The organism is Plasticicumulans lactativorans, assembly GCF_004341245.1.
GTDB lineage: Bacteria > Pseudomonadota > Gammaproteobacteria > Competibacterales > Competibacteraceae > Plasticicumulans_A > Plasticicumulans_A lactativorans.
Genome location: NZ_SLWY01000005.1, coordinates 216,008 through 242,742, shown reverse-complemented (window position 1 = coordinate 242,742; position 26,735 = coordinate 216,008). Strand labels below are relative to the sequence as shown.

24 protein-coding genes and 1 pseudogene are annotated in these 26,735 nt (G+C 74.2%); 9 read left to right on the top strand and 16 right to left on the bottom strand.

Annotation, left to right across the window (positions count from 1 at the left end; all coding sequences use genetic code 11):
• A pseudogene (locus EV699_RS05810) lies at positions 1-411 on the top strand (hypothetical protein); the annotation flags it as partial.
• 211 nt (positions 412-622) lie between these two features.
• On the opposite strand, the gene EV699_RS05805 reads toward EV699_RS05810, so the two are convergent.
• From EV699_RS05805 to EV699_RS05780, 6 genes are all read right to left on the bottom strand, one after another.
• Positions 623-1,447 (bottom strand): TOBE domain-containing protein, encoded by an 825-nt coding sequence (locus EV699_RS05805; RefSeq protein ID WP_132539893.1) that lies wholly within the window; start codon positions 1,445-1,447, stop codon positions 623-625.
• Complete coding sequence (locus EV699_RS05800; RefSeq protein ID WP_132539891.1) at positions 1,444-2,190, bottom strand: ATP-binding cassette domain-containing protein; 747 nt, start codon at positions 2,188-2,190, stop codon at positions 1,444-1,446. The genes EV699_RS05805 and EV699_RS05800 overlap by 4 nt, the downstream gene beginning before the upstream one ends.
• A 1-nt stretch (position 2,191) precedes the next feature.
• The gene (gene modB / locus EV699_RS05795; protein ID WP_132539889.1) at positions 2,192-2,866 is read right to left on the bottom strand and encodes a molybdate ABC transporter permease subunit; all 675 of its coding nucleotides are present in this window, start codon (positions 2,864-2,866) and stop codon (positions 2,192-2,194) included.
• An 11-nt stretch (positions 2,867-2,877) separates the two neighbouring features.
• Positions 2,878-3,630 carry a molybdate ABC transporter substrate-binding protein gene (gene modA / locus EV699_RS05790; protein ID WP_132539887.1) on the bottom strand — a complete coding sequence of 251 codons (753 nt, stop codon included), beginning with the start codon at positions 3,628-3,630 and terminating at the stop codon, positions 2,878-2,880.
• A gap of 195 nt (positions 3,631-3,825) precedes the next feature.
• Positions 3,826-4,938 (bottom strand): NADH:flavin oxidoreductase/NADH oxidase, encoded by a 1,113-nt coding sequence (locus tag EV699_RS05785; protein WP_132539885.1) that lies wholly within the window; start codon positions 4,936-4,938, stop codon positions 3,826-3,828.
• Between the two features lie 268 nt (positions 4,939-5,206).
• Positions 5,207-6,247: a 6-phosphofructokinase gene (locus EV699_RS05780; protein ID WP_132539883.1), complete on the bottom strand. Its 1,041-nt coding sequence runs from the start codon at positions 6,245-6,247 to the stop codon at positions 5,207-5,209.
• A gap of 166 nt (positions 6,248-6,413) precedes the next feature.
• Between EV699_RS05780 and EV699_RS05775 the strand changes: the two genes are divergently transcribed.
• From EV699_RS05775 to EV699_RS05760, 4 genes are read left to right on the top strand one after another with little or no spacing between them, the layout of a single operon-like run.
• Positions 6,414-7,421 (top strand): class 1 fructose-bisphosphatase, encoded by a 1,008-nt coding sequence (locus EV699_RS05775; RefSeq protein WP_132539881.1) that lies wholly within the window; start codon positions 6,414-6,416, stop codon positions 7,419-7,421.
• 6 nt (positions 7,422-7,427) lie between these two features.
• Positions 7,428-8,264 carry a glutamate racemase gene (gene murI, locus EV699_RS05770; protein ID WP_132539879.1) on the top strand — a complete coding sequence of 279 codons (837 nt, stop codon included), beginning with the start codon at positions 7,428-7,430 and terminating at the stop codon, positions 8,262-8,264.
• 7 nt (positions 8,265-8,271) lie between these two features.
• The gene (gene ampD / locus EV699_RS05765; protein ID WP_132539877.1) at positions 8,272-8,823 is read left to right on the top strand and encodes a 1,6-anhydro-N-acetylmuramyl-L-alanine amidase AmpD; all 552 of its coding nucleotides are present in this window, start codon (positions 8,272-8,274) and stop codon (positions 8,821-8,823) included.
• Positions 8,820-9,275 carry a YaiI/YqxD family protein gene (locus EV699_RS05760; RefSeq protein ID WP_132539875.1) on the top strand — a complete coding sequence of 152 codons (456 nt, stop codon included), beginning with the start codon at positions 8,820-8,822 and terminating at the stop codon, positions 9,273-9,275. Before ampD ends, EV699_RS05760 begins: the two co-directional genes overlap by 4 nt.
• Before the next feature lie 9 nt (positions 9,276-9,284).
• Here the strand turns inward: EV699_RS05760 and EV699_RS05755 are convergent, their stop codons facing one another.
• From EV699_RS05755 to EV699_RS05745, 3 genes are read right to left on the bottom strand one after another with little or no spacing between them, the layout of a single operon-like run.
• Positions 9,285-10,412 carry an ABC transporter permease gene (locus EV699_RS05755; RefSeq protein ID WP_243662572.1) on the bottom strand — a complete coding sequence of 376 codons (1,128 nt, stop codon included), beginning with the start codon at positions 10,410-10,412 and terminating at the stop codon, positions 9,285-9,287.
• A gap of 2 nt (positions 10,413-10,414) precedes the next feature.
• A complete protein-coding gene (gene rbbA, locus EV699_RS05750) occupies positions 10,415-13,135 on the bottom strand; it encodes a ribosome-associated ATPase/putative transporter RbbA (RefSeq protein ID WP_132539873.1) in 2,721 nt (906 codons plus the stop codon).
• Entirely contained in the window at positions 13,132-14,115 is a 984-nt protein-coding gene (locus tag EV699_RS05745; protein ID WP_132539871.1) for an HlyD family secretion protein, read from the bottom strand. Before EV699_RS05745 ends, rbbA begins: the two co-directional genes overlap by 4 nt.
• Before the next feature lie 199 nt (positions 14,116-14,314).
• Here EV699_RS05745 and thiO point away from each other — a divergent pair, with 199 nt between their 5' ends.
• Both thiO and EV699_RS05735 read left to right on the top strand, forming a co-directional pair.
• Complete coding sequence (thiO, locus tag EV699_RS05740) at positions 14,315-15,406, top strand: glycine oxidase ThiO (RefSeq protein WP_132539869.1); 1,092 nt, start codon at positions 14,315-14,317, stop codon at positions 15,404-15,406.
• Between the two features lie 97 nt (positions 15,407-15,503).
• Positions 15,504-16,721, top strand: coding sequence for an NnrS family protein (locus tag EV699_RS05735; RefSeq protein ID WP_132539867.1), 1,218 nt, complete (start codon positions 15,504-15,506; stop codon positions 16,719-16,721).
• Between the two features lie 6 nt (positions 16,722-16,727).
• On the opposite strand, the gene EV699_RS05730 is transcribed toward EV699_RS05735, so the two are convergent.
• On the bottom strand, positions 16,728-17,555 hold the full coding sequence (locus tag EV699_RS05730) for a PEP-CTERM/exosortase system-associated acyltransferase (protein ID WP_132539865.1): 828 nt from the start codon (positions 17,553-17,555) through the stop codon (positions 16,728-16,730).
• Between the two features lie 162 nt (positions 17,556-17,717).
• On the opposite strand from EV699_RS05730, the gene EV699_RS05725 reads away from it, so the two are divergent.
• Positions 17,718-18,980, top strand: a complete 1,263-nt coding sequence (locus tag EV699_RS05725) for a hypothetical protein (RefSeq protein ID WP_132539863.1) — start codon at positions 17,718-17,720, stop codon at positions 18,978-18,980.
• 20 nt (positions 18,981-19,000) lie between these two features.
• The gene (locus EV699_RS05720; protein ID WP_132539861.1) at positions 19,001-19,921 is read left to right on the top strand and encodes a histone deacetylase family protein; all 921 of its coding nucleotides are present in this window, start codon (positions 19,001-19,003) and stop codon (positions 19,919-19,921) included.
• Here EV699_RS05720 and EV699_RS05715 read toward each other — a convergent pair.
• The 6 genes from EV699_RS05715 to EV699_RS05690 are packed head-to-tail and all read right to left on the bottom strand — an operon-like array spanning position 19,911 to position 26,729.
• A complete protein-coding gene (locus EV699_RS05715) occupies positions 19,911-20,384 on the bottom strand; it encodes an outer membrane lipoprotein (protein WP_132539859.1) in 474 nt (157 codons plus the stop codon). The genes EV699_RS05720 and EV699_RS05715 overlap by 11 nt on opposite strands.
• Complete coding sequence (locus EV699_RS05710; RefSeq protein WP_132539857.1) at positions 20,381-22,864, bottom strand: ATP-binding protein; 2,484 nt, start codon at positions 22,862-22,864, stop codon at positions 20,381-20,383. Before EV699_RS05710 ends, EV699_RS05715 begins: the two co-directional genes overlap by 4 nt.
• Positions 22,861-23,571, bottom strand: a complete 711-nt coding sequence (locus tag EV699_RS05705; protein WP_132539855.1) for a DUF599 domain-containing protein — start codon at positions 23,569-23,571, stop codon at positions 22,861-22,863. The genes EV699_RS05710 and EV699_RS05705 overlap by 4 nt, the downstream gene beginning before the upstream one ends.
• Positions 23,559-23,912, bottom strand: coding sequence for a DUF3301 domain-containing protein (locus tag EV699_RS05700; RefSeq protein ID WP_132539853.1), 354 nt, complete (start codon positions 23,910-23,912; stop codon positions 23,559-23,561). The genes EV699_RS05705 and EV699_RS05700 overlap by 13 nt, the downstream gene beginning before the upstream one ends.
• Positions 23,909-25,318, bottom strand: coding sequence for a GTP-binding protein (locus tag EV699_RS05695; RefSeq protein ID WP_243662571.1), 1,410 nt, complete (start codon positions 25,316-25,318; stop codon positions 23,909-23,911). The genes EV699_RS05700 and EV699_RS05695 overlap by 4 nt, the downstream gene beginning before the upstream one ends.
• Entirely contained in the window at positions 25,245-26,729 is a 1,485-nt protein-coding gene (locus tag EV699_RS05690; protein WP_132539851.1) for a GTPase, read from the bottom strand. The genes EV699_RS05695 and EV699_RS05690 overlap by 74 nt, the downstream gene beginning before the upstream one ends.
• Positions 26,730-26,735 lie beyond the last annotated feature (6 nt).

The window sequence follows — 26,735 nt, the reverse complement described above, 5'->3', positions numbered from 1 at the left end:
ATGGCCAACCGCAACGCCGACACCGACCTCGTCGGCGTCGACCTGCGCTACGGCACCCCCGACTTCCAGATCGGCGGCACCTACGAGCACGGCGATCTGACCCTGCTCGGCGGCCTGCCCGCCAGCCTCACCGGCGGCATTGAGGGCGTCTTCAACCCGGTCAAGGGCATGAACTCCACCGGCTGGGGCATCGCCGGGCAGTACAACCTCGGCAACAACGTCCTCCTCGCCCACGGCGGACGGCGCACCAGCGACTACGCCTTCACCGAGCTCAACGAGTACGCCCTCGGCGTGCAGCACTGGTTCAGCAAGCGCACCCACGCCTACGTCGAGTACGAGTACATCGACCGCAAGAGCGACCTGCTCAACGACAACAGCACCGTCGCCATCGGCCTGCGTACCGATTTCTGAGTCCTCCCAGGGGCCCGGGGGCGATCCCGGGGCACTTCGGGCGCGGGTGACCGCGCCCGTTTTTTTTGGGAGGGCCGCCGCGGCAAACCTGCCCGATATCGTCGACGCTGTCCGCCCGAGCACGGCCGAGGCGGCGCGGCTGCCCGGCATCAGCCGCCGCACGCTGCGGTAGCGGCTGGAGCAGCACGGCCTGTCGAAGTGACGCGCGCGCTCACAGCGCGACGCCGAGGATCACGCTGGAGGCTTTGAAGATCGCGCTGGCCCGCACCCCGGGCGCGAGGCCGAGTTCGCGCACGCTCGCCTGGGTCAGCGTGGCGGCGACGCTGCCGCCGCCGTCGATGTCGATCACCACCTCGGCGTTCACCGCATCGGGCAGCACCGCGGCGACCGTGCCCGGCAACTGGTTGCGCGCCGACAGGCGGGCGCCGCGCAGGTCGGTGGCGACGATCACCGCCGAGGCCGCGACCAGCGCGAACGCGGCCTGGCGCGGCCGCAGCCCGAGCGCCTCGGTGCTCTCGCGGGTGAGCAGCGCGACGATGCGCGCGCCGCCGGGCAGGATCAGCTCCACCTCGTCGTCGACGGCACCGGCGCGCACCGCGGTGATCGTGCCGGCGAACTGGTTGCGGGCGCTGGTGCGGACGTTGAGCGTGCGCAGCACGTCGAGGTCCGCCTGCAGGTCGGCCGCCTCCTCGCTCAGCAGCCGGACGAAGCGCTGGTGGATCGCGTCGAGCTGCGCGTAGCGCTCGATCAGGCGCAGGCCGCGCGCCGTCAGGCGGGTGGCGCCGCCGCCGCGCCCGCCGCTGGTGCGCTCGACCAGCGCCTCGCCGGCGAGGTTGTTCATCGTGTCGACGGCATCCCAGGCCGCCTTGTAGCTCATGCCCATGGCCTTGGCCGCCTGCGTGATCGAGCCGTGCTCGGCGATCGCGCGCAGCAGGCCGATGCGCCCGTGCCCGCCCAGGCTGACGCCGCCGACGGTCATCCACAGCGCGCCACGCAGCTCGATGCGCTCGTCCTGCCTGCGCGGCCGGCCCGTCATGCGTGCTCCCGCGGGGTGTCGTGGCGGGGGCGGCCGGCCTGCGGCAACGCCCCCGCCGCCGGCGCAACCGTCGTCCCCACGACGCGCCCGCCGTCGAGCTGCACCACCGCATCGGCGAGCTGGTGCACGTCGTCCTCGTCGTGGGTGATCAAGAGCAGCGGCAGCTTCAGCTCGGCCTGCAGCTCGGCGAGTTCGTCGCGCAGGCGCCGGCGCAGCGCGCGGTCGAGCGCGGCGAAGGGCTCGTCGAGCAGCAGCGCGCGCGGCCGCGCCACCAGCGCGCGCGCCAGCGCCGTGCGCTGGCGCTGGCCGCCCGACAACTGCTCCGGGTAGTGCCGCGCCACCGCCTGCAGCTGGAAGGTCGCGAGCCAGTGGTCGACGCTCGCGTCGGCGGCGTGGCGCGAGGGGTTGCGCAGGCCGCCGTGCAGCGCGAAGGCGACGTTCTGGCGCACCGTCAGGTGCGGGAACAGCGCGTAGTCCTGGAACACGTAGGCGAGGCGCCGGCGCTGCGGCGACAGGTCCACGCCGCTCGCGCGGTCGAACAGCGTCGTGCCGGCCACCCGCACGTGGCCGCGGTCCGGGCGCGCGAGCCCGGCGATCATCTGCAGCGTCTGGCTCTTGCCGGCACCGGACGGCCCGAACAGCACCAGCCGCGCTGCCTCGCTGCGGCAGGCGACGTGCAGATCGAAGCGCCGCCCGTCGTGGCGCAGGCAGCGCGCGAGCTCGAAGTCCCACACCGCCGTCATCTCAGCGCCGCTCCGGCACGCGCCCCGGCGCCAGCCACCCGGCCGCCAGCAGCACCGCGATGCAGGTCACCGAGGTCACCAGCACCAGAGAATTGGCGACGGCGTCCTGGCCGGCCTGCACCGCCTCGTACACGGCGATCGACAGCGTCTGCGTCCTGCCGGGGATGCTGCCGGCCACCATCAGCGTCGCGCCGAACTCGCCGGTGGCGCGGGCGAAGGCCAGCAGCAGGCCGGCGAGGATGCCGCGCCAGGCGAGCGGCAGCGACACGCGGAAGAAGATGCCGGGCTCGTGCACGCCGAGCACGCGCGCGGCCTGCTCCAGCTGCGGCTCGACCATCTCGAAGGCCGCCCGCGCCGACTTGAAGACCAGCGGGAACGACACCACCGCCGCGGCGAGCACCGCGCCCTGCCAGGTGAAGATAAGGTTGATGCCGAACGTGCGCTTCAGCCAGCCGCCGAGCGGCCCCTGGCTGCCGATCAGCACCAGCAGGTAGTAGCCGAGCACGGTGGGCGGCAGCACCATCGGCAGCGTCAGCAGCGCATCGAGCAGTTCGCGCCCGGGGAAGCGGCGGCGCGCCAGCACGAAGCCGAGGCCGACGCCGAGCACCAGGTTCAGCGCGGTCGCCCAGCCTGCCACCTTCAGCGTCAGCGCGAGCGCCACCCAGGCCCCGTCCACTGCGCATCGTCTCAGGGCGCGCCGAAGCCATGGCGGGCGAGCAGCGCCTGCGCCGGCGCCGAGCGCAGGAAGGCGATGAACTGCCGCGCCGCCTCGGCCTGGGCACCGCCGGCCACCGGCGCGACCGGGTAGCGGATCGGTGTGGCGGTCGGCACCGTCAGCGCCACCGCGACCCTGCCGGGCATCAGCGCGGCGTCGGTCGCGTAGACGAAGCCGGCGTCGACCTCGCCGCGGGCGGTGTAGTCGAGCGCCTGGCGCACGTTGTTGGCGCCGATCATCTTCGGCTCGATCGCGAGCCACAGCCCTTCGCGTTCGAGCACGGCGCGGGTGTAGCGGCCGACCGGCACGCTGGCCGGCAGGCCGATGGCGATGCGCGCATACGGCGGCTGCGCGAGTTCGGCGAGCGTCGCGGGCCGCTGCCGGCTGCCCTCCGGCACGATCACCACCAGCGCATTCGCCGCGAAGTCGTGGCGGCCGGCGGAGTCGATCAGGCCCTGCGCCTGGGCCTGGTCCATCGTCTCCTGGTCGGCGCTGGCGAAGACGTCGACCGGCGCCCCCTTGGCGATCTGCTGCAGCAGCGCCCCCGAGGCGCCGAAGTTGAGCTGCACCCGGGTGCCCGGATGCGCCGCCTCGAACGCCGGCGCCAGCTCGCGCAAGGCGTTGGTCAGGCTGGCGGCGGCCGACACGGTGAGGTCAGTGGCCCACGCGGCAGCGCCGAGGCCAAGGACCAGCACGGACGCAAGGCAGGACAGCAGGGCGCGCATGGGGGCGGCATCCGTCGGGGGTCTGGATCGCAATATACAAGTTGCTATGACGCCTGTCCGCCTTCGCATCACGGGGTAACCCCAAGGGGGTGGTGGCCGCAGGCAGGCGGTCGCGGCACGGCCACGCCGCCGCGGACGGTGGCGGGCGCTCGTCGGAATTCCGGCCGGATATGCCGGGGCGGACGCCCGCCGCGCTCAGCGCTGGCGGATGCGGACGTCGCCGAACAGCGCGCCCAGGCCGCGCGGCTGCGAGCGCCAGTACTGCGGCGGCGCCTCGACCTGGGCGCCGAGCGTGGCCGCGGCGTGCCACGGCCAGCGCGGATCGAACAGCATCCCGCGCGCCAGCGCGACGAGGTCGGCGCGCCCGTCGGCGACGACCGCCTCGGCCTGCCCGGCCTCGGTGATCAGGCCGACGGCGATGGTCGGCAGGCCGACCTCGGCGCGGATGCGCGCGGCCAGCGGCACCTGGTAGTCGGGGCCGAGCGGGATCTGCTGGCGCGGCGACACGCCGCCGCTCGACACGTGCAGGAAGGCGCAGCCGCGCGCGCGCAGCGCATGGCCGAAGGCGATGCTCTGCTCCACGTCCCAGCCGCCGTCGACCCAGTCGGTGGCGGAGAGGCGCACGCCGACCGGCAGCGTGGCCGGCACCGCCGCCCGGACCGCGTCGAACACCTGCAGCGGGAAGCGCATGCGGTTGGCGAGCGAACCGCCGTAGGCGTCGTCGCGGCTGTTCGCGAGCGGCGAGAGGAACTGGTGCAGCAGGTAGCCGTGCGCCGCGTGCAGTTCGATCGCATCGAGGCCGAGCCGGTGCGCCCGCTGCGCGGCGGCGACGAAGGCCGCGAGCACGCGCCCGAGGCCGGCGTCGTCGAGCGCCTGCGGGGCCGGCTCGTCCGCCGCGTGCGGGATCGCCGACGGCGCCAGCGGGCGCCAGCCGCCCTCGTCCACCGGCACCAGCTGGCCGCCCTCCCAGGGCACGCGGCTCGACGCCTTGCGCCCGGCGTGGCCGAGCTGGATGGCGAGCGGCATCGGCGAGTAACGGCGCACCGCGCGCAGCACCCGCCCCAGCGCCTGCTCGGTCGCGTCCGACCACAGCCCGAGATCGGCCGCCGAGATGCGGCCTTCGGGCGCCACCGCGGTCGCCTCGATGATCAGCAGGCCGGCACCGGACAGCGCCAGGTGGCCGAGGTGGATCAGGTGCCAGTCGGTGGCCTCGCCGTCCTCGGCGGAGTACTGGCACATCGGCGCGATCACGATGCGGTTCTTCAGCGTGAGCGGGCCGATGGCGTAAGGCGAGAACAGCGTGCTCATGGGGGGCTCCTGGTCGCGGCCGGGCGGCGCCGGCAGGCGCTATCCTGCCACCGCGCCGCGCCGGCCGGGGGCATCCCGGCCGCGCGGCGGGCGGTCGCCACGCACCGGCGCGGCGATCCCGAACCCCGCACGCCCCGAGGCCAGCGCGATGAAACACGTGGGAATCGCCGCACGCGTCGCGCTGCTCGCCGCGGGATGCACGGGCTACCGCCCCTGCCGCCGATCCGCTTCGCCCCGGTGCGCTGGCGCGAAGGCTACACCTGAGCCGTCAGTCGCCGAGGCACGCGCCGAGGCGGCGCAGCGCGTCGATCCACCGGTGCTCGGGCGGCACCGTACGGGCGCCGCTGCCGGCCTCGGCGAGCGGCACCGGCACCAGCCGGCCGTGCTGCTGGCCGACCATCACGCCGTGCACGCCGGCGCCGAGCAGGCGCACCGCCTCCAGGCCGAGCTCGGTGGCGAGCAGGCGGTCGCCGACGGTGGGGGCACCGCCGCGCAGCACGTAGCCGAGCGTGGTCAGCCGCGTCTCGATGCCGGTGGCGTCCTGCAGCTCGTCGACCAGGCGCAGCGCCGCGGCGTGCTTCTGCGTGCGCCCGGCGGCGGCGTCGGCGGCCGAGCGCGCGCCCTCGGCGACGACGACGATCGAATAGCGGCGGCCGCGCGCGGCGCGCGCCTGCAGCGCCGCGACCACCGCCTCGGTGCGGTACGGAATCTCGGGGATCAGCACCACGTGCGCCGGGCCGGCGAGGCCCGCGGCGAGCGCGATCCAGCCGGCGTCGCGCCCCATCACCTCGCACAGCATCACCCGCGAATGGCTGTGCGCGGTGGTGCGCAGGCGCTCGATCGCCTCGGTGGCGATGTACACCGCGGAGTCGAAGCCGAAGCAGACCTCGGTGCCGCGGATGTCGTTGTCGATGGTCTTCGGCAGCGTGACGACGCGCAGCCCCGCCTCCGCCAGCGCGCGCGCGAAGCGCTGGGTGCCGTCGCCGCCAAGGCACACCAGCGCGTCGAGGCCGAGGGCCGTGGCCTGCTGCAGCGAGCGCCGCACCAGGTCGTCGAGCGCCGCGCCCTGCTCGGCGCGCCCGCGGCCGGTGCCGAGGATGGTGCCGCCCTGGGCGAGGATGCCGGCGACGTCGTCGCGGTCGAGCCGGCGGCAGTCCCCGCGCAGCAGGCCGACGTAGCCGTCGTGGAAGCCGAGCACCGTGGCGCCGAGGTCGCGCTGCGCGGCGAGGGTGACGGCACGCAGCGCGGCGTTGAGCCCCTGGCAGTCGCCGCCGGCGGTGAGCAGTCCGAGTGTGCGGATGGTGTGCATGGTGCGCCTGTACCTCCCCGGCCGCGGGCGGATGCGTAACACTTGCTGACGGGCCACGGGCACGGCACCGGGTGCGCGATGCTAGACTCCGCGCCTCGCGCGTGACGGCTCCCCGGTCGATACCCGTCACGCTCTGCGCAGCCCCCCGATCTCAAGGTAATCCCGCATGAACGTCGGCACCACGGTCACCCAGTTCATCATCGAGGAGCAACGCCGCCATCGCAGCGCCTCGGGCGATTTCACCGCGCTGATCAACGACATCGTCATCGCGGTGAAGTCCATCGCGCATTCGGTGCGCCGCGGCGGGCTCGCCGGGGTGCTGGGCGGCGCCGGCTCCGAGAACGTTCAGGGCGAGATCCAGAAGAAGCTCGACGTGCTCTCCAACGACGTCTTCCTGCGCTGCAACGAGTGGGGCGGGCACGTCGCGGCGATGGCCTCGGAGGAGATGGACGACGTCTACAACATCCCCGCCGAGTACCCGCGCGGCAAGTACCTGCTGCTGTTCGATCCGCTCGACGGCTCCACCAACACCGACGTCAACGGCATCATCGGCACCATCTTCTCGGTGCTGCGCGCCCCCGAGTCCGGCGGCAGGCCGGTGGCGACCGACTTCCTGCAGGCCGGCGCCGAGCAGGTCGCCGCCGGCATGGCGATCTACGGCCCGCAGACCATCCTGGTGCTGACCACCGGCCACGGCGTCAACGCCTTCACGCTCGACGACAGCATCGGCGAGTTCCTGCTGACCCACCCCGACATGCGCGTGCCCGAGGAGTCCGTCGAGTACGCGATCAACGCCTCCAACGAGCGCTTCTGGGCGCCGCCGGTGCAGCGCTACATCGGCGAATGCCGCGCCGGCCGCGAGGGGCCGCGCGGCAAGGACTTCAACATGCGCTGGATGGGGGCGATGGTCGGCGACGTCTACCGCGTGCTGTGCCGCGGCGGCGTGTTCCTCTACCCGTGGGACACCAAGACCGCCGCCAAGGGCGGCAAGCTGCGCCTGATGTACGAGGCCAACCCGGTGGCGATGCTGATCGAGCAGGCCGGCGGCCTGGCGAGCACCGGCACCCAGCGCATCCTCGACCTGCAGCCCGACGGCCTGCACCAGCGTGTGCCGGTGATCATGGGCTCGCGCCACGAGGTCGAGCGCATCGTCGCCTACCACCTCGAAGGCTGACGCGCGGTGCACACCTCCGACCCGCGGGACACCCCGGGCGGCGCGCAGGCGCCGGTCGGGGTTTTCGATTCCGGGCTCGGCGGACTCTCGGTGCTGCGCGAACTGCGCGCGCTGCTGCCGCACGAGGACTTCGTCTACGTCGCCGACTCCGGCCACGTGCCCTACGGCGAGAAGTCCGAGGCCTACATCCGCGCCCGCACGCACGCGCTCACCGGCTTCCTGCTCGGGCACGGCGCGAAGCTCGTGGTGATCGCCTGCAACACTGCCACCGCGGCGGCGGCCGACAGCCTGCGCAGCCGCGTCGCGGTGCCGGTGGTCGGCATGGAACCGGCGGTCAAGCCCGCCGCCGCCGCCACGCGCAGCCGCGTGGTGGGGGTGCTCGCCACCACCGGCACGCTCGCCAGCGCACGCTTCGCGGCGCTGCTCGCGCGCTTCGGCGACGGCGTCGAGGTGCTCACCGAACCCTGCCCCGGCTGGGTCGATCTGGTCGAGCACGGCGACCTCACCAGCGCCGCGGCGCGCGCAAACGTGGCGCGCCACGTCGAGCCGCTGCTCGCGCGCGGCGCCGACACGCTGATCCTCGGCTGCACGCACTACCCCTTCCTCGCGCCGCTGATCCGCACCGTCGCCGGCCCCGACGTGACGCTGATCGACACCGCCGGCGCGGTCGCCCGACGCACCCGCAGCCTGCTGGAGAGCCACGGCCTGCTGCGCGGCGCCCCGCACGCCGGCACCGCGGCCTTCTTCGCCAGCGGCGACTGCGCGCGGCTCGAACCAGTGGCCGCGCGCCTGTGGGGCGCGCCGCTCACGCTCGCACCGCTGCCGGCCGCGGTCGCCGGCTGAACCGCACATGCACGTCGACCGCGCCAGCGGCCTGCTCAGCGGCGCGCGGCAGTGCCCGTCGCCGAACGCCGACGCGCGCCCCGACGGCGCCGGCATCGAGCTGATCGTGGTGCACGGCATCAGCCTGCCGCCGGGCGCGTTCGGCGGGCCGTGGATCGACCACCTGTTCAGCAACACGCTCGACCCCGCCGCCCACCCCTACTTCGCCGCCATCGCCGGGCTGCGCGTGTCGGCGCACCTGCTGATCCGCCGCGACGGCGCGCCGGTGCAGTACGTGCCCTTCCACCGCCGCGCCTGGCACGCCGGCGTGTCGAACTGGCGCGGCCGCGAGCGCTGCAACGACTTCTCGGTCGGCATCGAGCTCGAAGGCAGCGACGACACCCCCTACGCCGACGCGCAGTACGGCGCGCTCGCCGCGGCGATCGGCGCGCTGCGCGCCGCCTACACGATCCCCGCCGCACACCTCGCCGGCCACAGCGACATCGCGCCCGGACGCAAGACCGACCCCGGCCCGGCCTTCGACTGGCCGCGGCTGCGCACGCTGCTCGGCGACGCATGAAGCTCTACATCGACGCCGACGCCTGTCCCGGCCCGGTCAAGGAGATCGTGCTGCGCGCCGCGACACGCCTGGCGCTGCCGCTGGTGCTGGTCGCCAACCAGCCGCTGAAGCGCCCGCCGGGGCGCGGGGTGCGGGTGGTGACGGTGAGCGCGGGCTTCGATGCCGCCGACGACTGGATCGTCGCCGCGGCCGAGGCGGGCGACGTGGTGATCAGCGCCGACATCCCGCTCGCCGCGAAGCTCGTCGCCAACGGCGTGGCGGTGATCAACCCGCGCGGTGCGCTGTACACGCCGGACAACATCGGCGAGGTGCTGAGCCTGCGCAACGCGATGGACGAACTGCGCAGCGCGGGGCTCGCGCAGACCCGCACCGCGCCCTTCGGCGAGCGCGACCGCCAGGCCTTCGCGGCGACGCTCGACCGCCTGCTTGCCCGCCGCCCGCGCGGCGGCTAGAGCCACCGCTCAGCCCGCCAGCGCCAGCGTGCGCCGCAGCCTGAGCGCGGCGACCGTGAAGAACACCCCGCCGATCAGCGCCACCAGCGCGAGCTGGCGCCACACCAGCGCGAATTCGGCGCCGCGGAACAGCACCCCCTGCGCCACCGCGACGTAGTGCGTCGACGGCGAGAACTGCATCAGCGTGCGGATCGCCGCCGGCATGCTGTCGAGCGGGGTGATCGAGCCCGACAGCATCACCATCGGGAACACGATCGGCAGGCCGAGCAGGCCGAGCTGCGGCATCGAGCGCGCGACGGTGGCGAGGAAGATGCCGATCGCCGTCACCGCGAACAGGTAGACCAGCGTCGCGCCGAGGAACAGCGGCACCGAGCCGCGGATCGGCACCTGCAGCAGCCCCTGCACCACCACGGTCAGCGACAGCCCGGCGGCGACGACGATCACCAGCGCGGTCGCCCACACCTTCGAGGCCATGATCTCGAACGGCGTCAGCGGCATCACCAGCAGGTGTTCGAGCGTGCCCTGCTCGCGCTCGCGGATCAGCGCCGAGCCGGTGAGGATGATCGCGAGCATGGTCACCATGTTCACCACCATCATCACGCCGAGGAACCAGTGCGCGTACAGGTTGGGGTTGAAGGCGATGCGCACCGTCGCGTTCGCCGCGGCGGCCGGGGCACCGTCCGCGGGCCCGAGGTAGGCGGCGATCTCGTCGTTGATGATGCGTTCGAGGTAGCCGCTGCCGATGCCGGCCTGGCTCATCGCCGTGGCGTCGACGTTGAGCTGCAGCGCCGGCTGGCGCCCGGCGTGCACGTCGGCCTCGAAGCGCGGCGGGATGTCGACGACGAAGGTCTGGTGGCCGCCGTCGAGCGCGGCGTCGACGTCCTGCGGGGCGAGCGCCACCGGCGCCTGGAAATACGGCGGCGCGGGGGCGTCGACCAGGCGCCGGGCGAGCGCGCCGCCGTCCTCGTCGACGAAGGCGATCGAGGCGTTGCGCACCTCGATGCCGGTCGCGCGCGCGCTGACGAACACCAGCACGCTCATGCTGTAGACGATCAGCAGCATCAGCACGAGGTCGTGGCCGAGGCTGGTGAACTCCTTCAGGCCGAGGAAGAAGATGTTGCGCAGCGTCGCCGGCACGCTCAGTCCTCCTGGCGCGCGAGCAGCGCGACCGCCGCGCTGGTGTAGACGACGATGAAGCCGGCCAGCGCCAGGTAGTTCGGTGCGAGTTCGCGAAAGCCCAGCGCCTTGGTGAACACCCCGACGCTGATCTTCAGGAACCAGCTCGCCGGGAAGCCGTAGCCCATCACCGCGGCGGCGCCGGCGAGCGAGGACACCGGCGCGATCAGCCCCGAGAAGTTGATCGACGGCATCATCGTCAGGATGAAGGCGCCGAACAGCGCGGCGATCTGCGTGCGCGTCACCGTCGAGATCAGCAGCCCCCAGGCGGTGGCGGCGACCACGTAGAGCAGCACGCCGGCGGCGAGGGCGGCGAGGCTGCCCTTCAGCGGCACGCCGAAGCCGAAGCGCGCGAGCAGCACCAGCAGCGTGGCGTTGACCAGGCCGATGCCGACGTAGGGCAGTTGCTTGCCGAGCAGGAACTCCAGCCGCGTCGCCGGGCTCGCGTAGAGGTTGGTGATCGAGCCGAGCTCCTTCTCGCGCACCACGCCGAGCGCGGTCAGCGTCGCCGGGATCACCAGCAGCAGCAGCGCGATCACGCCGGGCACGATCGCATCGATGCTGCGGAAGGCCTGGTTGTAGCGAAAGCGCGTCTCGATCGTCGCCGGCAGCGTCGCGTCGGCGCCGCCGTCGCGCGCGAGTTCGTCGAGGTAGCGCGCGTGCACGCCCTGGATGTAGCCGCGCGCGGTCTCGGCGCGGAACGGCATCGCCCCGTCGACGAGGAAACCGACCTCCGGCGTGCGCCCGCGCAGCAGGTCACGGCCGAAGCCGGGCGGGATCTCGATCGCGAACAGGATGTCGGCGCCGCGCAGGCGCCGCTCGGCCTCGGTGGTGTCGGCGAGCGGCGGCTGCTCGCGGAAGTAACGCGCGCCGGCGAAGTTCTCCAGGTAGGCGCGGCTCTCCGGGCTGCGGTCGCGGTCGAGCACCGCGTAGCGCAGGCCCTCGACGTCGAAGGTGATGCCGAGCCCCATCACCACCATCAGCCCGAGCGTGCCGAGCAGCGCGAAGGCGAGGCGGATCGGGTCGCGCATCACCTCCAGCGCCTCGCGCCGCGAGAAGGTGAGCAGGCGCGCGAGCGAGAAGCGCGGCGCGACCGCGGCCGGCGCGGCGGCACGCACCGCGGGGGCCGCCGGCGCCGCGGCCGGTGCGGCGGCGGCGGGCTGCGCCGCCTCCAGGTAGTGCACGAAGGCGCCTTCGAGGTCGCGCGCGCCGCAGCTGGCGATCAGCGCCGCCGGGGCGTCCTGCGCCAGCACGCGCCCGGCGTGCATCAGCGAGATGCGGTCGCAGCGCGCGGCCTCGTTCATGAAGTGCGTGGAGACGAAGATGGTCACGCCGGCGCCGCGCGACAGCGTGCTCAGCAGCTCCCAGAAGCGGTCGCGGGCGACCGGGTCGACGCCCGAGGTCGGCTCGTCGAGGATCAGCACCTCGGGGCGGTGGATCACCGCGCAGGCGAGCGACAGGCGCTGCTTGAGCCCGAGCGGCAGGCGCTCGGCGGGCACGTCGAGCACCTCGCCGAGGTCGAAGTCCGCCACCAGCCCGGCGATGCGCGCCCCGGCCACGGCCGGGTCCACCCGCAGCAGGCGCGCGTGCAGCGCGAGGTTCTGCGCCACGCTCAGCTCGCGGTACAGCGAGAACGCCTGCGTCATGTAGCCGATGCGCAGGCGCACGCCGAGGTCGGCGGCGTCCACCGGGCGGCCGAACAGCCAGGCGCGGCCCGCGCTCGCCGGCAGCAGCCCGGTGAGCATCTTCATCGTCGTGGTCTTGCCGCAGCCGTTGGAGCCGAGGAAGCCGAAGATCTCGCCGCGCTCGATGCGGAAGTCCACGCCGTCGACCGCGGTGAAGTCGCCGAAGCGGCGCGTCAGCCCCGCGGCCTCGATCGCCACCTCGGCATGCGCGGCCGGGCGCGGCGGGATCTGCGGCTCGCGATGGCCGTGGCGGCGCGCCGGCGGCAGCAGCGCGATGAAGGCCGCTTCGAGCGTGGCGGCATCGCCGCGCGCGCGCAGCGCCGCCGGCGTGCCGGTGGCGAGCACCCGCCCGGCGTCCATCATCACCAGGTGATCGAAGCGCTCGGCCTCCTCCATGTAGGCGGTGGCGACCAGCACCGACAGCCCCGGCCGGCGCGCGCGGATGCGCGCGATCAGCTCCCAGAACTGGCGCCGCGACAGCGGGTCGACGCCGGTGGTCGGCTCGTCGAGGATCAGCAGGTCGGGCTCGTGGATCAGCGCGCAGCACAGCCCGAGCTTCTGCTTCATGCCGCCCGAGAGCTTGCCGGCGGGGCGCCCGGCGAAGGGTGCGAGGCCGGTGCCGGTGAGCAGCTCGTCGATCCGCGCGCGGCGCTCGGCGGCGCGCTGGCCGAACAGGCGGCCGAAGAAGTCGACGTTCTCGTGCACCGACAGCGTCGGGTACAGGTTGCGCCCCAGGCCCTGCGGCATGTAGGCGATGCGCGCGCGCAGCTCGGCGCGGTGCTGCCGCGCGCTGACGTCGCCGCCGAACACCCGCACGCGCCCGTGCTGCACCCGGCGCACCCCGGCGAGCAGCGCGAGCAGCGTCGACTTGCCGACGCCGTCGGGCCCGATCAGCCCGACCATCACGCCGGCGGGCAGCGCGAGGTCCACCTCGGCGAGCGCGACCGCCGCGCCGTAGCGGTGGCCGACCGCCTCCAGCTGCGCCAGCGGCGCGCTCACGGCTGCATCCAGTCGGTCGCCAGCCGGGCCGGCCAGTCGACGCGCGGATCGAGCCGCACATAGGCGACGCCGGGCAGGCCGGGCTTGGCGTAGGGTCGGTAGCGCGCGCCGACCTCGATGCGCGCCTTGGCGCGGAAGGCGAGCTTCTGGCGCTCGTCGTGGGTCTCGACGGTCTTCGGCGTGAACTGCGCCTGGTCGGCGACGAAGGCGATGTGCGCCGGCACCGGGCGGTCGGGGAAGGCGTCGAAGACGACGCGCACCTCGGCGCCGATGGCGACGCGCCCGGCGGCGGCCTCGGACAGGAACAGCGTCATGTAGACGTCGTCGAGGTCGATCAGCGCCAGCACCCGCCCGCCCGCCGCCAGCACCTCGCCGGGCTCGGCGATGCGGTGCTGCACGCGCCCGCCGCGCGGGGCGCGCAGCACGCTGTCGCCGAGGTCGATCTCGATCTGCTGCACGTGCGCCTGCGCCGCCTCGACCGCGGCGTCGGCCTCGACGTTGCGGATGCGCGCCGCCTGCAGCATGGCCTCGGCGACCGCCTTGCGGTTGCGGTCGGAGTCGAGGCGCTCGCGCGCCACGCCGCCGCTGGAGATCAGTTGCTCGGAGCGCTGCGCCTGCTGGTTGGCGAAGACCAGGTCGCTCTCCGCCTGCGCGATCAGCGCCGCGGCGTAGCGCTGGTCCTCGCGGGCCCGGCGCAGCTCGGCGCGCGCCTGCAGCGCGGCGGCCTCGAGGTCGCGCGCGTCCATCCGCGCCACCACCTGGTCGGCGCCGACCAGTTCGCCCTCGGCGACCAGCACCTCGGCGACCCGCGCGGCGCGCTTGGTGGCGACGTCGATGCGGGTGGCCTCGGCGCGGCCGTTGACGCGCTCGAACCCCGGCGGCGGGTCCTGCGTCTCGTGCTGCGCCCACCAGCCGCCGGCGGCCGCGCCCCCCAGGGCGAGCACGACGACGGACACGACGAAGAAGCGGCGTGAAGGCATGGAAGCGGCTCCGGGCAGCGTGGCGGCGCGATTTTACGCCTGCCGCCGCCGAGCCACGCCGTCTCGCCGCCGCGGCCCCGCGGCGCCCCGATCGGGGCACTCCCAAAAAGCGCTACCCGTGCACCGCCCCGCGGGTCGAAAATCGCCGGGTTCGGCCGTGCGCTGGGGCGCGGCCATCGTCCCAGCGCGGAGTCACACCATGAGCGACTGCATCATCGTCGGCGGCGGCATCAGCGGGCTGCTCGTCGCCCGCGAACTGGCCGGCGCCGGCCTCGACGTCACCCTGCTCGAACGCGGCAGCACCGGGCGCGAGGCCTCGTGGGCCGGCGGCGGCATCCTCTCGCCGCTGGTACCGTGGCGCGCCGACCCGGCGATCACCCGCCTGGTCGGCTGGAGCCAGGCGCACTACGCGGCGCTGTCCGCCGACCTCGCGGCGCAGACCGGCATCGACCCCGAGTGGACGCCGAGCGGCCTGCTGACGCTCGGCGGGCTCGACGCCGAGATGGCGCTCGCCTGGGCGCAGGACGCCGGCCAGCGGCTCGAAGCGCTGACGCCGCCCGAGGCGCTGGAGATCGAACCGGCGCTCGCGCACGTCGGCACCTGCGCGCTGTGGATGCCCGACGTGGCGCAGATCCGCAACCCGCGGCTGCTGCGGGCGCTGCGCCACGCGGTCGAGCAGCTCGGCGTGCGGGTGCAGGAGGACACCGAGGTGCGCGGCATCGCCGTGCACGACGGCCGCGTGCGCGGCGTGCGCACCGCGCAGGGCCGCTTCGAGGCGCCGACGGTGGTGGTGGCCGGCGGCGCCTGGACCGGCCAGCTGCTGTCGGGGCTGCGCCACGCGCCGGCGATCGGGCCGGTGCACGGGCAGATGATCCTGTTCCGCGCCGCGCCGGGGCGGCTGCGGCGCATCGTGATCCGCGACGGCCGCTACCTGATCCCGCGCCGCGACGGCCGCGTGCTCGCCGGCAGCACGGTGGAGTTCACCGGCTTCGACAAGCGCCCGACCAGCGCTGCCCACGACGAGCTCTACGACGCCGCGCTGGCGCTGGTGCCGGCGCTCGCCGAGGCGACGGTCGAGCGCCACTGGGCCGGGCTGCGCCCGGGCGCGCCGGCCGGCGTGCCCTACATCGGCGAGCACCCGGAGGTTGCCGGGCTGTTCATCAACGCCGGCCACTACCGCAACGGGCTGGTGCTCGGCCCGGCCAGCGCGCACCTGCTCGCCGACCTGATCCTCGGCCGCGCACCGATCGTCGACCCGGCCCCCTACGGCTTCGCCGCCGCACGGGCGTGACGCCGCCGCAGCGGGGCGCTTGACCGCGCTCAAGGCAGCGCCGGGCGGTGGCGCGTCGAATGGGGCACCTGTCGCCCCGCCGCCGAGATCACCGCCGATGACCGCCCTGCACCAGCGCTGGACCGTGTTCAGCGCCGCCCCGCACCGCCTGATGTTCTGCGCTGGCAGCGTCCAGGTGGTGCTCGCCCTGCTCTACTGGAGCGTCGAGCTCGGCACCCGCCAGGCCGGCGGCGGCACGCTGCCGACCGCCCTGGCCGCGACCTGGGCGCACGCGCTGCTGATGCTCTACGGGGTGTTCCCGTTCTTCATCTTCGGCTTTCTGATGACCACCTACCCGCGCTGGATGAACGGGCGCGAGCTCGGGCGCCGTGCCTACGTGCCGGCCTGGGCCGCACTGGTCGCCGGGCAGGCGCTGGTGTGGGGCGGCCTGCTGGCCCTGGGACGCCCGGCGCTGCTCGCCGGGCTCGTCGCCATGCTCGCCGGCTGGGCCTGGGCCGTGGCGCAGCTCTACCGCGTGTACCGGAGCACGCCCGCCGGCGACAAGCGTCACGAGACCGTGCTGAACGGCGCGCTCGCGCTCGGCTGGCTCGGGCTCGCGGGGTTCGCCGCGTGGCTCGCGGCGGGGTGGCCGTTTGGCCTCGCGTTCGCGCTGCAGGCGGGGCTGTGGGGCTTCCTGCTGCCGGTGTTCTTCACCGTCTGCCATCGCATGATCCCGTTCTTCAGCGCCTGCGTGCTCGCCGACTACCAGGTGGTGAAGCCGGCGTGGAGCCTGCCGCTGTGGTGCGCGGGCAGCCTGCTGCACGGCGCGCTCGAACTCGCCGGCGCGCCGCAGTGGACCTGGCTCGTCGACCTGCCGCTCGCGGCGACGGCGTTGTGGCACTCGGCGGCGTGGGGCCTGCTCCGGGCGCAGCGCATCCGCCTGCTCGGCGTGCTGCACCTGGCCTTCGCGTGGATGGGGGTGGGGCTCGCGCTGTACGGCGTGCAGAGCCTGGCGCTGCTCGGCGGTGGCCACGCGCCGCTCGGCCGCGGCCCGCTGCACGCGCTGGCGATCGGCTTCTTCGCGGCGATGGTGGTGGGCATGGCCTCACGGGTGACGCTCGGTCACTCCGGGCGCCCGCTGGTCGCCGACACCTACACCTGGGCGTGCTTCCTCGGCGTCAACGCCGCGGCGCTGCTGCGCGTCGCCGGCGACGCGCTGGCGCTGCCGGCGCTGACGCTGCTCGCCGCGCTGGTCGCGCTCGCGGCCTTCGCCGCCTGGGCGCTGCGCTTCGCGCCGATCTACCTGCGCCCGCGCGCCGACGGCCGCCCCGGCTGAACGGCTTCAGCCGCCGAAGCGCGCCTGCAGCGCCGGCGCGATGCGCACGGCCCCGGGCGCGAGCTGCATGCGCACGCCGTGGGTGACGGCATCGAAGATCTCGCGCATCCCGGCGATGCGGTCGAGCGCCGACAGCGCGAGCTGCGTATCGGTGTAGAAGGCCGCGCGCAGGCCGTGGTAGTCGGTGTCGCTGCCGATGCGCTCGAACAGCATGCCGGCGCTGGCGAGGCGCCGTGCCAGGCGCGGCTCCATGATCGCGTAGGCATACTCGCGGCCCGACAGCACCACGAGGCTGCTCGCCGCGAGGAACAGGCACAGGCTGATCAGCGGGAAGGTGCGGCGTTCGACGTCGGTGAAGTCCTGCCCCTCGATCTGGCCGATCGGCGACTCCTGCTCGCCCGGACGCCGGCGGAAGGCGCCGCCGACCGCGAGCCGCGAGATCTCGGCGTAGCTCCCGGGCGGAAAGCACGCCGGGTGGTTGGGGTGCTGGGCGAACAGGCTGTCCTCGCAGTGCGCCCAGAACGGCAGCCGCTGCTCCGGCGCGTCCGGGCGGCTCAGCACCAGGCGCACCGTGCCGGCGCTCGACTGCGTCGAGCGGTGCACCAGCAGGCAGTGCAGCGACTGGTCGTCGTATTCGTCGCGCTCCATCTGCCCGGGGCAGTCCTCCTCGCGCTCGAAGCCGAACTCGCGGCAGTAGACCTCGTAACGCAGCCGATGGCAGCGCGCGATGATCCCGGCGTTGCGCTCGGGCGCACGGGTATCGTGCGGGTCGGCGACGAACAGGTCGAAGTAGTTCTGGAACTGGCCGAAGGGGGAGAGGCTTTCGGTAGTCATCGGACGGCGCCACGGTTGCACGAGGGAGAGCGGCGGGTCGGGATCCGGCGACCTTGACGGCGGGGTGCAGCCCCGCTCCGCTCAACCGGGCCTGGACGCTCATCCGTTATAGTAGCCACTCCGCGTGGTCCCCGCCCTGCCGACTCCCCGAGGTCCCCCCCTGTGGACGACATCCGCCCGACACCCCCCGAGCTAGGCGCCTGCTCGGGCGTGCTCACCCTCGAACTCGACCTCGGCCGCAGCCGCGCCGACGGCATCCCCCCCGCGCCGCTGACGCGCGCCGATGCGAGCCGTGTCGCCGACGCCATCGCCGCCGACCTCGGCCGGCTGGTACCGGACCTGACCGCGCTCGGGCTGGTGGTGCCGGGCGCGCTCTACGACCAGACCGAGCTGATGCGCCCCGGCTTCCCGCTGCTGACGGCGCTCGAAGACATCTTCCGCGGCACGCTGCGCGACGCGCACTTCCAGCCGCAGCTGGTCGCGCTCGGCAGCGACGACGGCCGCGCCTTCAGCCTCGCCGCGCTCAACCCCGAGCGCCGGCCCGGCTCGGGGCCGCTGCTGATGCTGCCCTTCACCTTCGTCGGCCCGCGCGAGCGTATCGGCGCACTGGCCGGGCAGCTCGAGAACGACCTGCTGCAGCGCGGCGCGGCCTCGCCGACGACGCGCCGCACGCTCGAAACCACCTTCGGTGTGCAGGCGGTCAACCTGTCCTACGCGACCGTCGGCGACCTCTGCGCCCTGCTCAAGGTGCAGCTCGAAAGCGTCGAGTTCGGCGGCCTGTGGGAGTTGCTCGAGCACGCCTTCTTCCGTCGCGAAGGGCCGTGCGACGTCACCCTGCCGACCGGCAACCGCTTCGTCTTCGACGGCGAACGCGTGTGGACGCCGTTCTTCTCCTTCGACGACTGGGCACAGGTCGGGCCCGGCGCCGACACCCCGGGCGACGCGCTGATGGAGGGCTACGTCGCCTGGGCCAAGCGGCAGCGCCAGTACCTCGCCGCGCTCGCCACCTACCGGCTGCCGGTGCAGCAGGTGCTGGGCGAAGGCGGCGGCGGCTGCACCGGCAGCACGCTGACGACGCTGCACGCCGCGAGCCGCCTCGACGGCGACTACGTGGTCGAGACCGTGGTCCGCGTCGAAGGCGCCACGGCCGAACACAAGCTGCTGATCACCAACCAGTTCGACGACGACGTCGGCACCCTCGCCTACACCGTCGCCGCCCTCGACGGCGCCGGCCAGTTGCTCGCCCTCGAACACCACTACCCGCTGAGTGCGCAGGGCCTCGCCGCGATCGCCGATCGCCTGACCCGGCGCAGCGAGCACATCACCCGCCAGGTGCTGCACCCGGGCGGGCTGATCGTCTCCGCCGCCGGGCGCTGCCTGGAATCGGCCCCCGACGGCGGCGTGCCCGCGCCGCGGCGCCACTGACGCGCGGCGGGCCGGCGGCGATGAAGGTGTTCTACTGCGACCATTTCGTGCTGCCGCTGCCGGCCGGGCACCGCTTCCCGATGCAGAAGTACGCGCGCCTGCGCGAGCGCGTCGCCGCCGCGGGCGACGGCCTGTTCGAGCTGCACGAGCCGGCCGCCGCGAGCCCCGAGCAGATCACGCTCGCGCACCACCCGGCGTACTACGCGCGCGTCAGCCGCGGCGAGCTCTCCGAGCGCGAACTGCGGGTGCTGGGTTTCCCGTGGTCGGCGGCGCTGGTGGAGCGCTCGCGGCGTTCGGCCGGGGCCACCATCGCCGCCTGCCGCGCCGCGCTCGCCGATGGCGCCGGCGCCAACCTCGCCGGCGGCACGCACCACGCCTTCGCCGACCAGGCGCAGGGCTTCTGCGTGTTCAACGACGCGGCGATCGCCGCGCGCACGATGCAGGCCGAAGGCCGGGTGCGGCGCGTGCTGATCGTCGACTGCGACGTGCACCAGGGCAACGGCACCGCAGCGATCCTGCGCGGCGACGACAGCGTCTTCACCTTCTCGATCCACGGCTCGAAGAACTTCCCGTTCCGCAAGGAGCAGAGCGACCTCGACGTGGAGCTCGACGACGGCACCAGCGACGCCGCCTACCTCGACGCCCTGCACGCCGGCCTCACCCGCGCGCTCGAGCGCGCGCAGGCCGAGCTCGCGATCTACCTCGCCGGCGCCGACCCCTACGTCGGCGACCGGCTCGGCCGCCTCGCGCTCAGCAAGGCGGGGCTCGCGGCGCGCGACGCGCTGGTGTTCGAGGCCTGCGAACGCCACGGCCTGCCGGTAGCGGTGGCGATGGCGGGGGGCTACGCCGACGACATCGACGACATCGTCGACATCCACTTCGCGACGGTGCGGCGCGCCGCCGCGCACCGCCCCGCCAGGGCGCACGCGCCTAGCGCGTGACCCGCGCCTGACCGTCGGCGGAGGTCAGCACGCGTACGCGCTCGCCGGCGTTGAAGACCTCGTCGAGGCCCTGGGTGATGGCGACGACGCGCCCGTTGTCGAGGCGCACGGTGACTTCCACGCCGCGCTGGCGCGCCGCCTGGTTGTCGATGGCGTTGCCGATCAGGCCGCCGATGATCGCACCGCCGATCGCCGCCGCCGCCGAGCCGCGGCCCTGGCCGATCGCGCTGCCGGCGATGCCGCCGAGCGCGGCGCCACCGAGGGTGCCGACGCCACCGCCGCCGTAGTAGCGGGCGTCGTCGATCTGCACCTCGCGCGCCGACTCGACCACGCCGTACTGCACCTGCTGCAGCTGGCGCGCCTGGTAGCCCGCGTAGTTCGCCCCGCCGTAGTTCGGTGGCACGCAGCCGGCGAGCGGGGCCGCGAGCGCCGTGCACAGCGCGAGCGCAAGGGAACGCTTCATGGGGTCGATCCTCCATCGGTCGAAGCGGCCGCGGCGGCATGCACCGCGGCGGGGGTTGGGTCGAACGCCGCCACCGCCTCCAGGCCGGCGAGCACGCCGGCGGCGCTCAGCGGCGCCGGCAGCCACAGGTCGACGCCCGCGACCTCGGCGGCGGGAAACGCCGACACCGCGATCACGCGCGGCGCCAGTGCCACCCGCGCGGCACGCGCGACCAGGCTGTGCACCGCGGCCTCGGGCTCGAGCAGCGCGGCGTCCCAGTCCAGCACCACGGCGTCGACGTTGCGCCCGCTGCACAGCGCGCGCAGCAGCACGGCATCACCCACCGTGGTCACCCGGCAGCCGTGCGCCTCGAGCACGGGCGCCAGCTCGGCCCGCGCGGCGGCGTCGGCCACCGCGAGGAGCACGCGCCGGCCGGTGCGCCGCTCGCGCAGGCTGTGGCGGGTGATCAGCGTGTCGGCCTGCGGCCCGCCGAGCACCACGAGCACGGTTTCCCGCAGCTCGGCCAGCGTCACCGGCTTGGTCAGGTAGGCGGCGATGCCCAGCGTCCGGCAGCGCGCGGCATCGCCGCGGATGCCGCTGGCGGTGAGCAGCATCACCCGCGGCGCATCGCCGCCGAGCAGGCCGTAGAGCGTTTCGATCCAGGTGAACGCGCGCTCCACCGACTCCTCGATGTCGAGCAGCAGCAGCCGGAACGGCTGGCCCTCGACGCGGCTGCGTTCGAGCAGCGCCAGCGCCTCCTCGGGCTCACCAGCGGTGACCGTCGCCAGGCCGAGACGTTCCAGCGCATCGACCAGCGCGCGCCGGCCACCCAGCGAATCGGCCATCACCAGCGCGCTGGTACCGGGCCCGATCGCCTCGCCGCTCGGTGCCTCCAGCAGCGGCAGCGTGCAGCGCAGGCGGCTGCCCTGGCCCTCGCCGGCGCTTTCGGCCACCAGCTCGCCGCCGAGGCGCAGGGCGAGCTCGCGACACAGGCTGAGCCCCACCCCGGTACCGCCGAAGCGGCGCGTGCTGGCGCCGTCGAGCTGGTGGAACGGATCGAAGATCGTCCCGATCCGCGCAGGCGGCATGCCGATCCCGGTGTCGGCCACCTCGATGACGAGCCGCGCGCCTTCGCCGGCGGACGACGCGAGGCGGCGCGCCGTCACCTCGATGCGCCCGCGCGGGGTGAACTTGATGGCGTTGTCGACCAGCTGCAGCAGGATCTCGCGCAGGCGCAGCGGATCGCCCAGCAGCGCGTCGGGCACGTCGGGTGCGACCTGCCAGTGCAGGCGCAGGCCCTTGGCGCGCGCGCGTTCGGAATCCTCGGCGAGCGCCGAGGCGAGCAGCTCGCGCAGGCTGTAGGGGACGCTGCGCACCCGCAGGCGCCCGGCGGCGACCTGGGCGAAGTCGAGCAGGCTGCCGATCTGGCGCAGCAGCTGCCGCCCGGCGGTCTGCGCCGCCAGCAGGTAGCCGCGCTGTTCGGCATCGAGCTCGGTGTCGAGGGCGAGCTCGGTCATGCCGAGCACGGCGTTCAGCGGCGTGCGCAACTCGTGGCTGATGGTGCCGAGGAACTCGCTCTTGGCCTGGTTGGCGTCACCGGCGATGCGCAGCGCGTCGCGCAGCTGCTCCTCGGTGCGGCGACGCTCGGTGATCTCGTGCTTGAGCTTGGCGTTGTAGCGGTCGAGTTCGGCGGTGCGCTGCTCCACCAGGCGCAGCACCATCGCCGAGCGCGCGCTGAGCACCAGCAGCAGCGCCGCGAACACCGCGCAGAGCACCAGGCCGGCGGTCAGCAGCGCCCAGGCCTGGAACGGATAGCTGCGCCAGACCAGGTCGGCGCCGATCGGCTCGCGACCGTCGACCCCGACCAGGTCGAGCAGCATCAGCGTGCCCGCCAGGGCTACCGTGACCGGAACGGCGACCGTCAGCGGCCGCGACCGCCACGCCCCCTCGCGCGGCATCACCAGCGCCAGCACGACCGGAGCGAACACCATCACGCCCAGCATCTGGCCGAGCCACCACAGCGCGAAGGTGCGCGCGAGCACCGCGGCCGCGAACCCGCCTTCGCCCGCCAGCAGCATCACCATGGTGGCCGGGGCGATCCAGGTGCTCAGCACCCCGCCGAGCAGCCAGAAGGCGACGACGTCGCGCCCGCGCCCGAGCTCGTTCGGGAAGCCCAGCCCCCGGCGCACCGCCCAGGCGCCGACGGCGGTCTGCAGCAGCGTCGCGAGCGCACCGACGAGGCTGCGCACGATGACCGCGTCGGGCAGGCTGCCGGCTTCGAGCCGCAGCCACACCGCGAGCAGGAAGGCCCCCGCGGCGACGCCCGGCAGCACCCCGCGCCCCCAGCGCAGGCAGGCGGCGAGCGCGATGCCGGCCGAGGGCCAGAAGGCCAGCGGGTAATCGGCCTCCACCCGCAACCGGGCCACCGCGTAGCCGCCGGCCAGGTAGGCGCAGCCCACCAGCGCACTGATGAGCCACGGGGGCAGCGGGCGCGCGTTCATGACGGCGGCTCGTCGCCTCCGCCGGCCTCGGCTTCGAGCACGTCGAGCGCGGGCGAGCGGAACTCGCGCCGGTACAGCACCAGCACCACCCAGCCGGTGAGGACGACGAGCAGGCCCGGATGGATGAACCAGGTCAGGGCCGCGAGCCCGAAGTAGTACGCGCGCAAGCCGCGGTTGAAATGGTCACCGGCGAGCGAGTTGAGGGCCGCGAGACACACCGCGCTGCGCTCGCGCGCCGCCGCGTCGGCGAAGGCGGCGGGCGGCGGCGCCGCCCCCATCAGGATCGAGCAATAGTTGAACTGGCGCAGCGACCAGGTGAACTTGAAGAAGGCGTAGATGAAGATCGTCGCCAGCAGCAGGATCTTGAGCTCCCAGAGCTCCTGCGAGACGTGGGCGACGAAGGGCAGTTGCGACACCACCGCCACGACGCGGTCGGCCGAGCCGAGCATGGCGACGACGCCGCCGATGATGATCAGCGTGGTGGAGGCGAAGAAGGCCACGCTGCGCATCAGGTTGCCGACCAGGTTGGAATCGAAGATGCGGTTGTCGCGATCGAGCATGCGCCGCATCCAGCGCAGCCGGTGGCGGTGCGTGGCGCGCGCGAGGTTGCGCCCGGCGCGCTCGTGGTCGGCGAGCTGGGCGTAGAGCGTCCAGGCCAGCACGAAGAAACCGAAGGCCCCGAGGTCCTGCCACCCTATTCCCGCCATCGCGCCTGCGCGCGGATCACCGCGCCCTCCTCGAAGTCTCCGGCGGCATGCAGCGATTCCAGCCGCAGGCCGCGCAACACCAACTCGCCCCCGAAGCGCGCCTGGCCGTCGGGGGTGAACTCGAAACCGTAGCGCCGGCGCCATACCGGCCAGCCGTCGGCGTCGCGCACCAGCGCGAGGCCGCGCACTTCGACCGTGTCGTCGAGCAGTTGCAGCCCGCGGCAGCTACAGAAGCGCCGGCAGAGCACGAGCGCCTGCTCGCGCGCGGCCAGCGCGCTGCGCCACAGCGCGCCGGCCGCGGCGATGATGACGATTACCAGCAGGGCCTGCGACGGGGTCATGAACGGCCCTTGAGACGGGCGAGAATGTCCTCACGGGCGTCGGCCAGCAGCGAATCGCGGTCGAGGCTGTCGAGGATCTCCTGCACCGCCCGCTTGGGACCGCCCTCGCCCCACGAACGTCCCTGGGCGAAGTAGCGCTCGGCGGCACGGCCGACCACATAAGTACCGTAATAGGCAATCGCGCCCTGCGCCGCCGCCGTCACAACTGTCGACAATCCGAGGCTCACGCCCTTCAGCGCCGAGGCCAGCAGATTCACCCCGAACACCGTGCCGAGCAGCAGCGCGAGCTGGGCGACGATGGCGGCGAGGACCCCGCCGGCCTCGCTGCGGCTCACCGGCAGCCCGTACACCCGGCCCAGGTGCACGACCATGGCGACGTCGCTGACGGCGGCGAGCAGGTCGGCGAGCGGGATCGGGTTCAGCGCGACCGCCACCCCCTTGCCGAGGCTGTAGCGTCGCACCACGGCCTCGGCGAGCTCGCGCCGCACGCCGAGGATCTCGCGCGCGAGGCGATCGGCGAAATGCCCGGCGAACAGCCCGGCGTTGACCGCCGCCACGGTCTTGCCCTCGGCCGCCAGCACCGCCCACAGGGTCTCGCGCAGATCCTCGACCTGCGCCGGCGGGCGCTCGCGGGTCTCGCGCTCGCTGCCGTCGGCCGCCACCCGGATCACCACGCGCTCGGCCGGCGCGGCCGCGGTGGGCACGATGTGCTCGGGGCGCACCAGCCCGGCGCTGCGCCGCTCCAGCGCGGCGAGCAGGCTGTCGCGCTCGGCGCGGGTGTAGCGGTCGGTCTTGTTCAGCGCGAGCACGATCGGCCGGGTGCCGGTGGCGAGGCGGCGCAGCGCCGCCAGCTCGGTTTCGGTGAGGTCGCCGTCGCAGACGAACAGCACCAGGTCGGCGCTGCCGGCCACCTCCACCGCCAGGCGCTCGCGCAGCGCGCCGTCGACCTCGTTGATGCCGGGCGTGTCGACCAGGTAGACGCCGCCGTCACAGATCTGGCGCACCCCGGCGAGGTCGCCGACCGCCTCCCAGCGTGCCGCCGCGGCGGCGGTGGTCTCGCCGTGCAGCGGGCTGGTGCTGAAGCGCGACTCGCCGAGCAGCGCGTTGAGCAGCGCCGACTTGCCGACGCTGACGCGCCCGAACACGGCGATGTGCAGCTGCTCGTGCTCCAGGCGGTCGAGCAGCATCTGCAGCTGGCGGTAGTCCTCGCCGAGCCGCGCGCGCACGTCGGCGGGTACGCGAGCGTCGTCGAGCAGCTCGCGCAGGCTCTCGCGGGCGAGGCGCAGGTGCGCATCGCCGCTTGCGGCGGGGACTGGCAGGTCCGCCGGCGGCTCAGGCGTCGTGCCCGCGCGCCCGACCGACAACCAGGCCGGCCAGGCGTCGCGCACGCGTTTCCAGATGTTCACGCAGATCGTCCTCGAACAGGCGCAGCACGGGGGCGGCGGCGAGCTCGCCGCGGGTCTCCAGCGAGCGCACCACGGCGCGCCCCAGGCTCTCGAAGATCAGCCCGTAGGCGACCGCGTGCAGCATGCCGCCGACCACGGTGCCGACGCCGGGGAAGGCCTTGAACACGTTGCCGGCGAGCGCGAGCAGCAGGTTGAGGTTGCGCTTGACGTGGCCGCTGGCGAGTTCGACGAAGCGCTGCAGGTCGACCTCGCGCGCCGGCACCTCGTAGAGCGCGCACAGGTCCTTGAGCATGGCGACGCCGAGGTAGCCCTGGATCAGCACGTCGGTGCCCGGGCCGACGGCGGCGAGCGCGCCGAACACCGCCTTGCGCGCGTAGCCCTGCACCAGCGCATCGCCGCGTTCGCGCCGGTGCGCCGCCACGCTGCGCTCGAGCCGGCGCGCCAGCACGCTGAACACGGCGAGGTCGCGCAGCTGTTCGAGCGCCGCCGGGTCGGCGTCGAGCTGTCGCCGCAGCGCGGCGCGCAGCGCCTCGACCTCGGCCGGGCGCGGCCGCGTGAGCCACTCCTCGCGCCCGTCGGGCAGCACGCGCAGCACCTCCTCGCTGCCGCCGGCCTGCACGCCGACCAGTTCGGCGCGCCCGGCGAGGCGTTCGCGCAGGCGCGCCTCGACCTGCGCCCGCTCGTCGGCGCTGTAGCGGTCGGTCTTGTTCAGCGCGAGCAAGAGCGGCTTGCCGAGCGCGAGCAGGGCGTCGAGCTGCGCAGCCTGGTCGCGGGTGAGGTCGCCGTCGCAGACGTAGATCACCAGGTGCGCGCGCTCGGCCTCGGCCCGTGCCAGCGCATCGAGCGCACCGCCGGCCTCGTTGGTGCCGGGGACGTCGGCGAGCACCAGGGCATCGCCCGCCGGGCTGGTCCAGGTGTGCTGCGTCACCGTGCGCGTGGTGCCGCCGAGCACGTCGACCGCCACCGCGGCGTCGGGCAGGAGTGCACGGATCAGGCTCGACTTGCCGGCGCTGACCTCGCCGAACAGCGCCACCACGATGCGCCCGGCGGCGCGGCGGCGGGCCAGCTCGTCGAGTTCGGCGCGCAGCTCGGCGACATCCACGCCCTGCTCCGCCGCGGTTTCGAGGCGTGCGGTGAGCTCGGGTTCGGCGGGCGGGGCGGTGGGTGCCGGCGGGGCGGACGGCGGCGCCGGCGACGGGGCGAGCAGGCGCCAGATCAGCCAGCCGCCGCCGCCGGCGACCAGCGCGATCAGCAACGCATAGGCGACGACGAAGCCGGTCGGCGCCGTGGCGAGGCGCTCCCACACCGCGAAGCCGAGGTCGGTGAGGTAGAGGATCAGGATCAGCAGCGCCGCGAGCCCCAGGCTCAGCAGCAGCGCAACGACGATTCGCAGGGGCAGCAGCGGACGCATGCAGGA

Excerpts from the sequence above, each read along its gene's own strand:
- EV699_RS05700 (WP_132539853.1), bottom strand. The coding sequence starts at position 23,912 with ATGACCCCGTCGCAGGCCCTGCTGGTAATCGTCATCATCGCCGCGGCC.
- EV699_RS05715 (WP_132539859.1), bottom strand. The coding sequence starts at position 20,384 with ATGAAGCGTTCCCTTGCGCTCGCGCTGTGCACGGCGCTCGCGGCCCCG.
- EV699_RS05735 (WP_132539867.1), top strand. The coding sequence starts at position 15,504 with ATGACCGCCCTGCACCAGCGCTGGACCGTGTTCAGCGCCGCCCCGCAC.
- EV699_RS05775 (WP_132539881.1), top strand. The coding sequence starts at position 6,414 with ATGAACGTCGGCACCACGGTCACCCAGTTCATCATCGAGGAGCAACGC.
- ampD (WP_132539877.1), top strand. The coding sequence starts at position 8,272 with ATGCACGTCGACCGCGCCAGCGGCCTGCTCAGCGGCGCGCGGCAGTGC.
- modA (WP_132539887.1), bottom strand. The coding sequence starts at position 3,630 with ATGCGCGCCCTGCTGTCCTGCCTTGCGTCCGTGCTGGTCCTTGGCCTC.
- EV699_RS05720 (WP_132539861.1), top strand. The coding sequence starts at position 19,001 with ATGAAGGTGTTCTACTGCGACCATTTCGTGCTGCCGCTGCCGGCCGGG.
- EV699_RS05710 (WP_132539857.1), bottom strand. The coding sequence starts at position 22,864 with ATGAACGCGCGCCCGCTGCCCCCGTGGCTCATCAGTGCGCTGGTGGGC.
- EV699_RS05780 (WP_132539883.1), bottom strand. The coding sequence starts at position 6,247 with ATGCACACCATCCGCACACTCGGACTGCTCACCGCCGGCGGCGACTGC.
- EV699_RS05805 (WP_132539893.1), bottom strand. The coding sequence starts at position 1,447 with ATGACGGGCCGGCCGCGCAGGCAGGACGAGCGCATCGAGCTGCGTGGC.
- EV699_RS05785 (WP_132539885.1), bottom strand. The coding sequence starts at position 4,938 with ATGAGCACGCTGTTCTCGCCTTACGCCATCGGCCCGCTCACGCTGAAG.
- EV699_RS05800 (WP_132539891.1), bottom strand. The coding sequence starts at position 2,190 with ATGACGGCGGTGTGGGACTTCGAGCTCGCGCGCTGCCTGCGCCACGAC.
- EV699_RS05690 (WP_132539851.1), bottom strand. The coding sequence starts at position 26,729 with ATGCGTCCGCTGCTGCCCCTGCGAATCGTCGTTGCGCTGCTGCTGAGC.
- EV699_RS05705 (WP_132539855.1), bottom strand. The coding sequence starts at position 23,571 with ATGGCGGGAATAGGGTGGCAGGACCTCGGGGCCTTCGGTTTCTTCGTG.
- EV699_RS05760 (WP_132539875.1), top strand. The coding sequence starts at position 8,820 with ATGAAGCTCTACATCGACGCCGACGCCTGTCCCGGCCCGGTCAAGGAG.
- EV699_RS05730 (WP_132539865.1), bottom strand. The coding sequence starts at position 17,555 with ATGACTACCGAAAGCCTCTCCCCCTTCGGCCAGTTCCAGAACTACTTC.
- EV699_RS05745 (WP_132539871.1), bottom strand. The coding sequence starts at position 14,115 with ATGCCTTCACGCCGCTTCTTCGTCGTGTCCGTCGTCGTGCTCGCCCTG.
- thiO (WP_132539869.1), top strand. The coding sequence starts at position 14,315 with ATGAGCGACTGCATCATCGTCGGCGGCGGCATCAGCGGGCTGCTCGTC.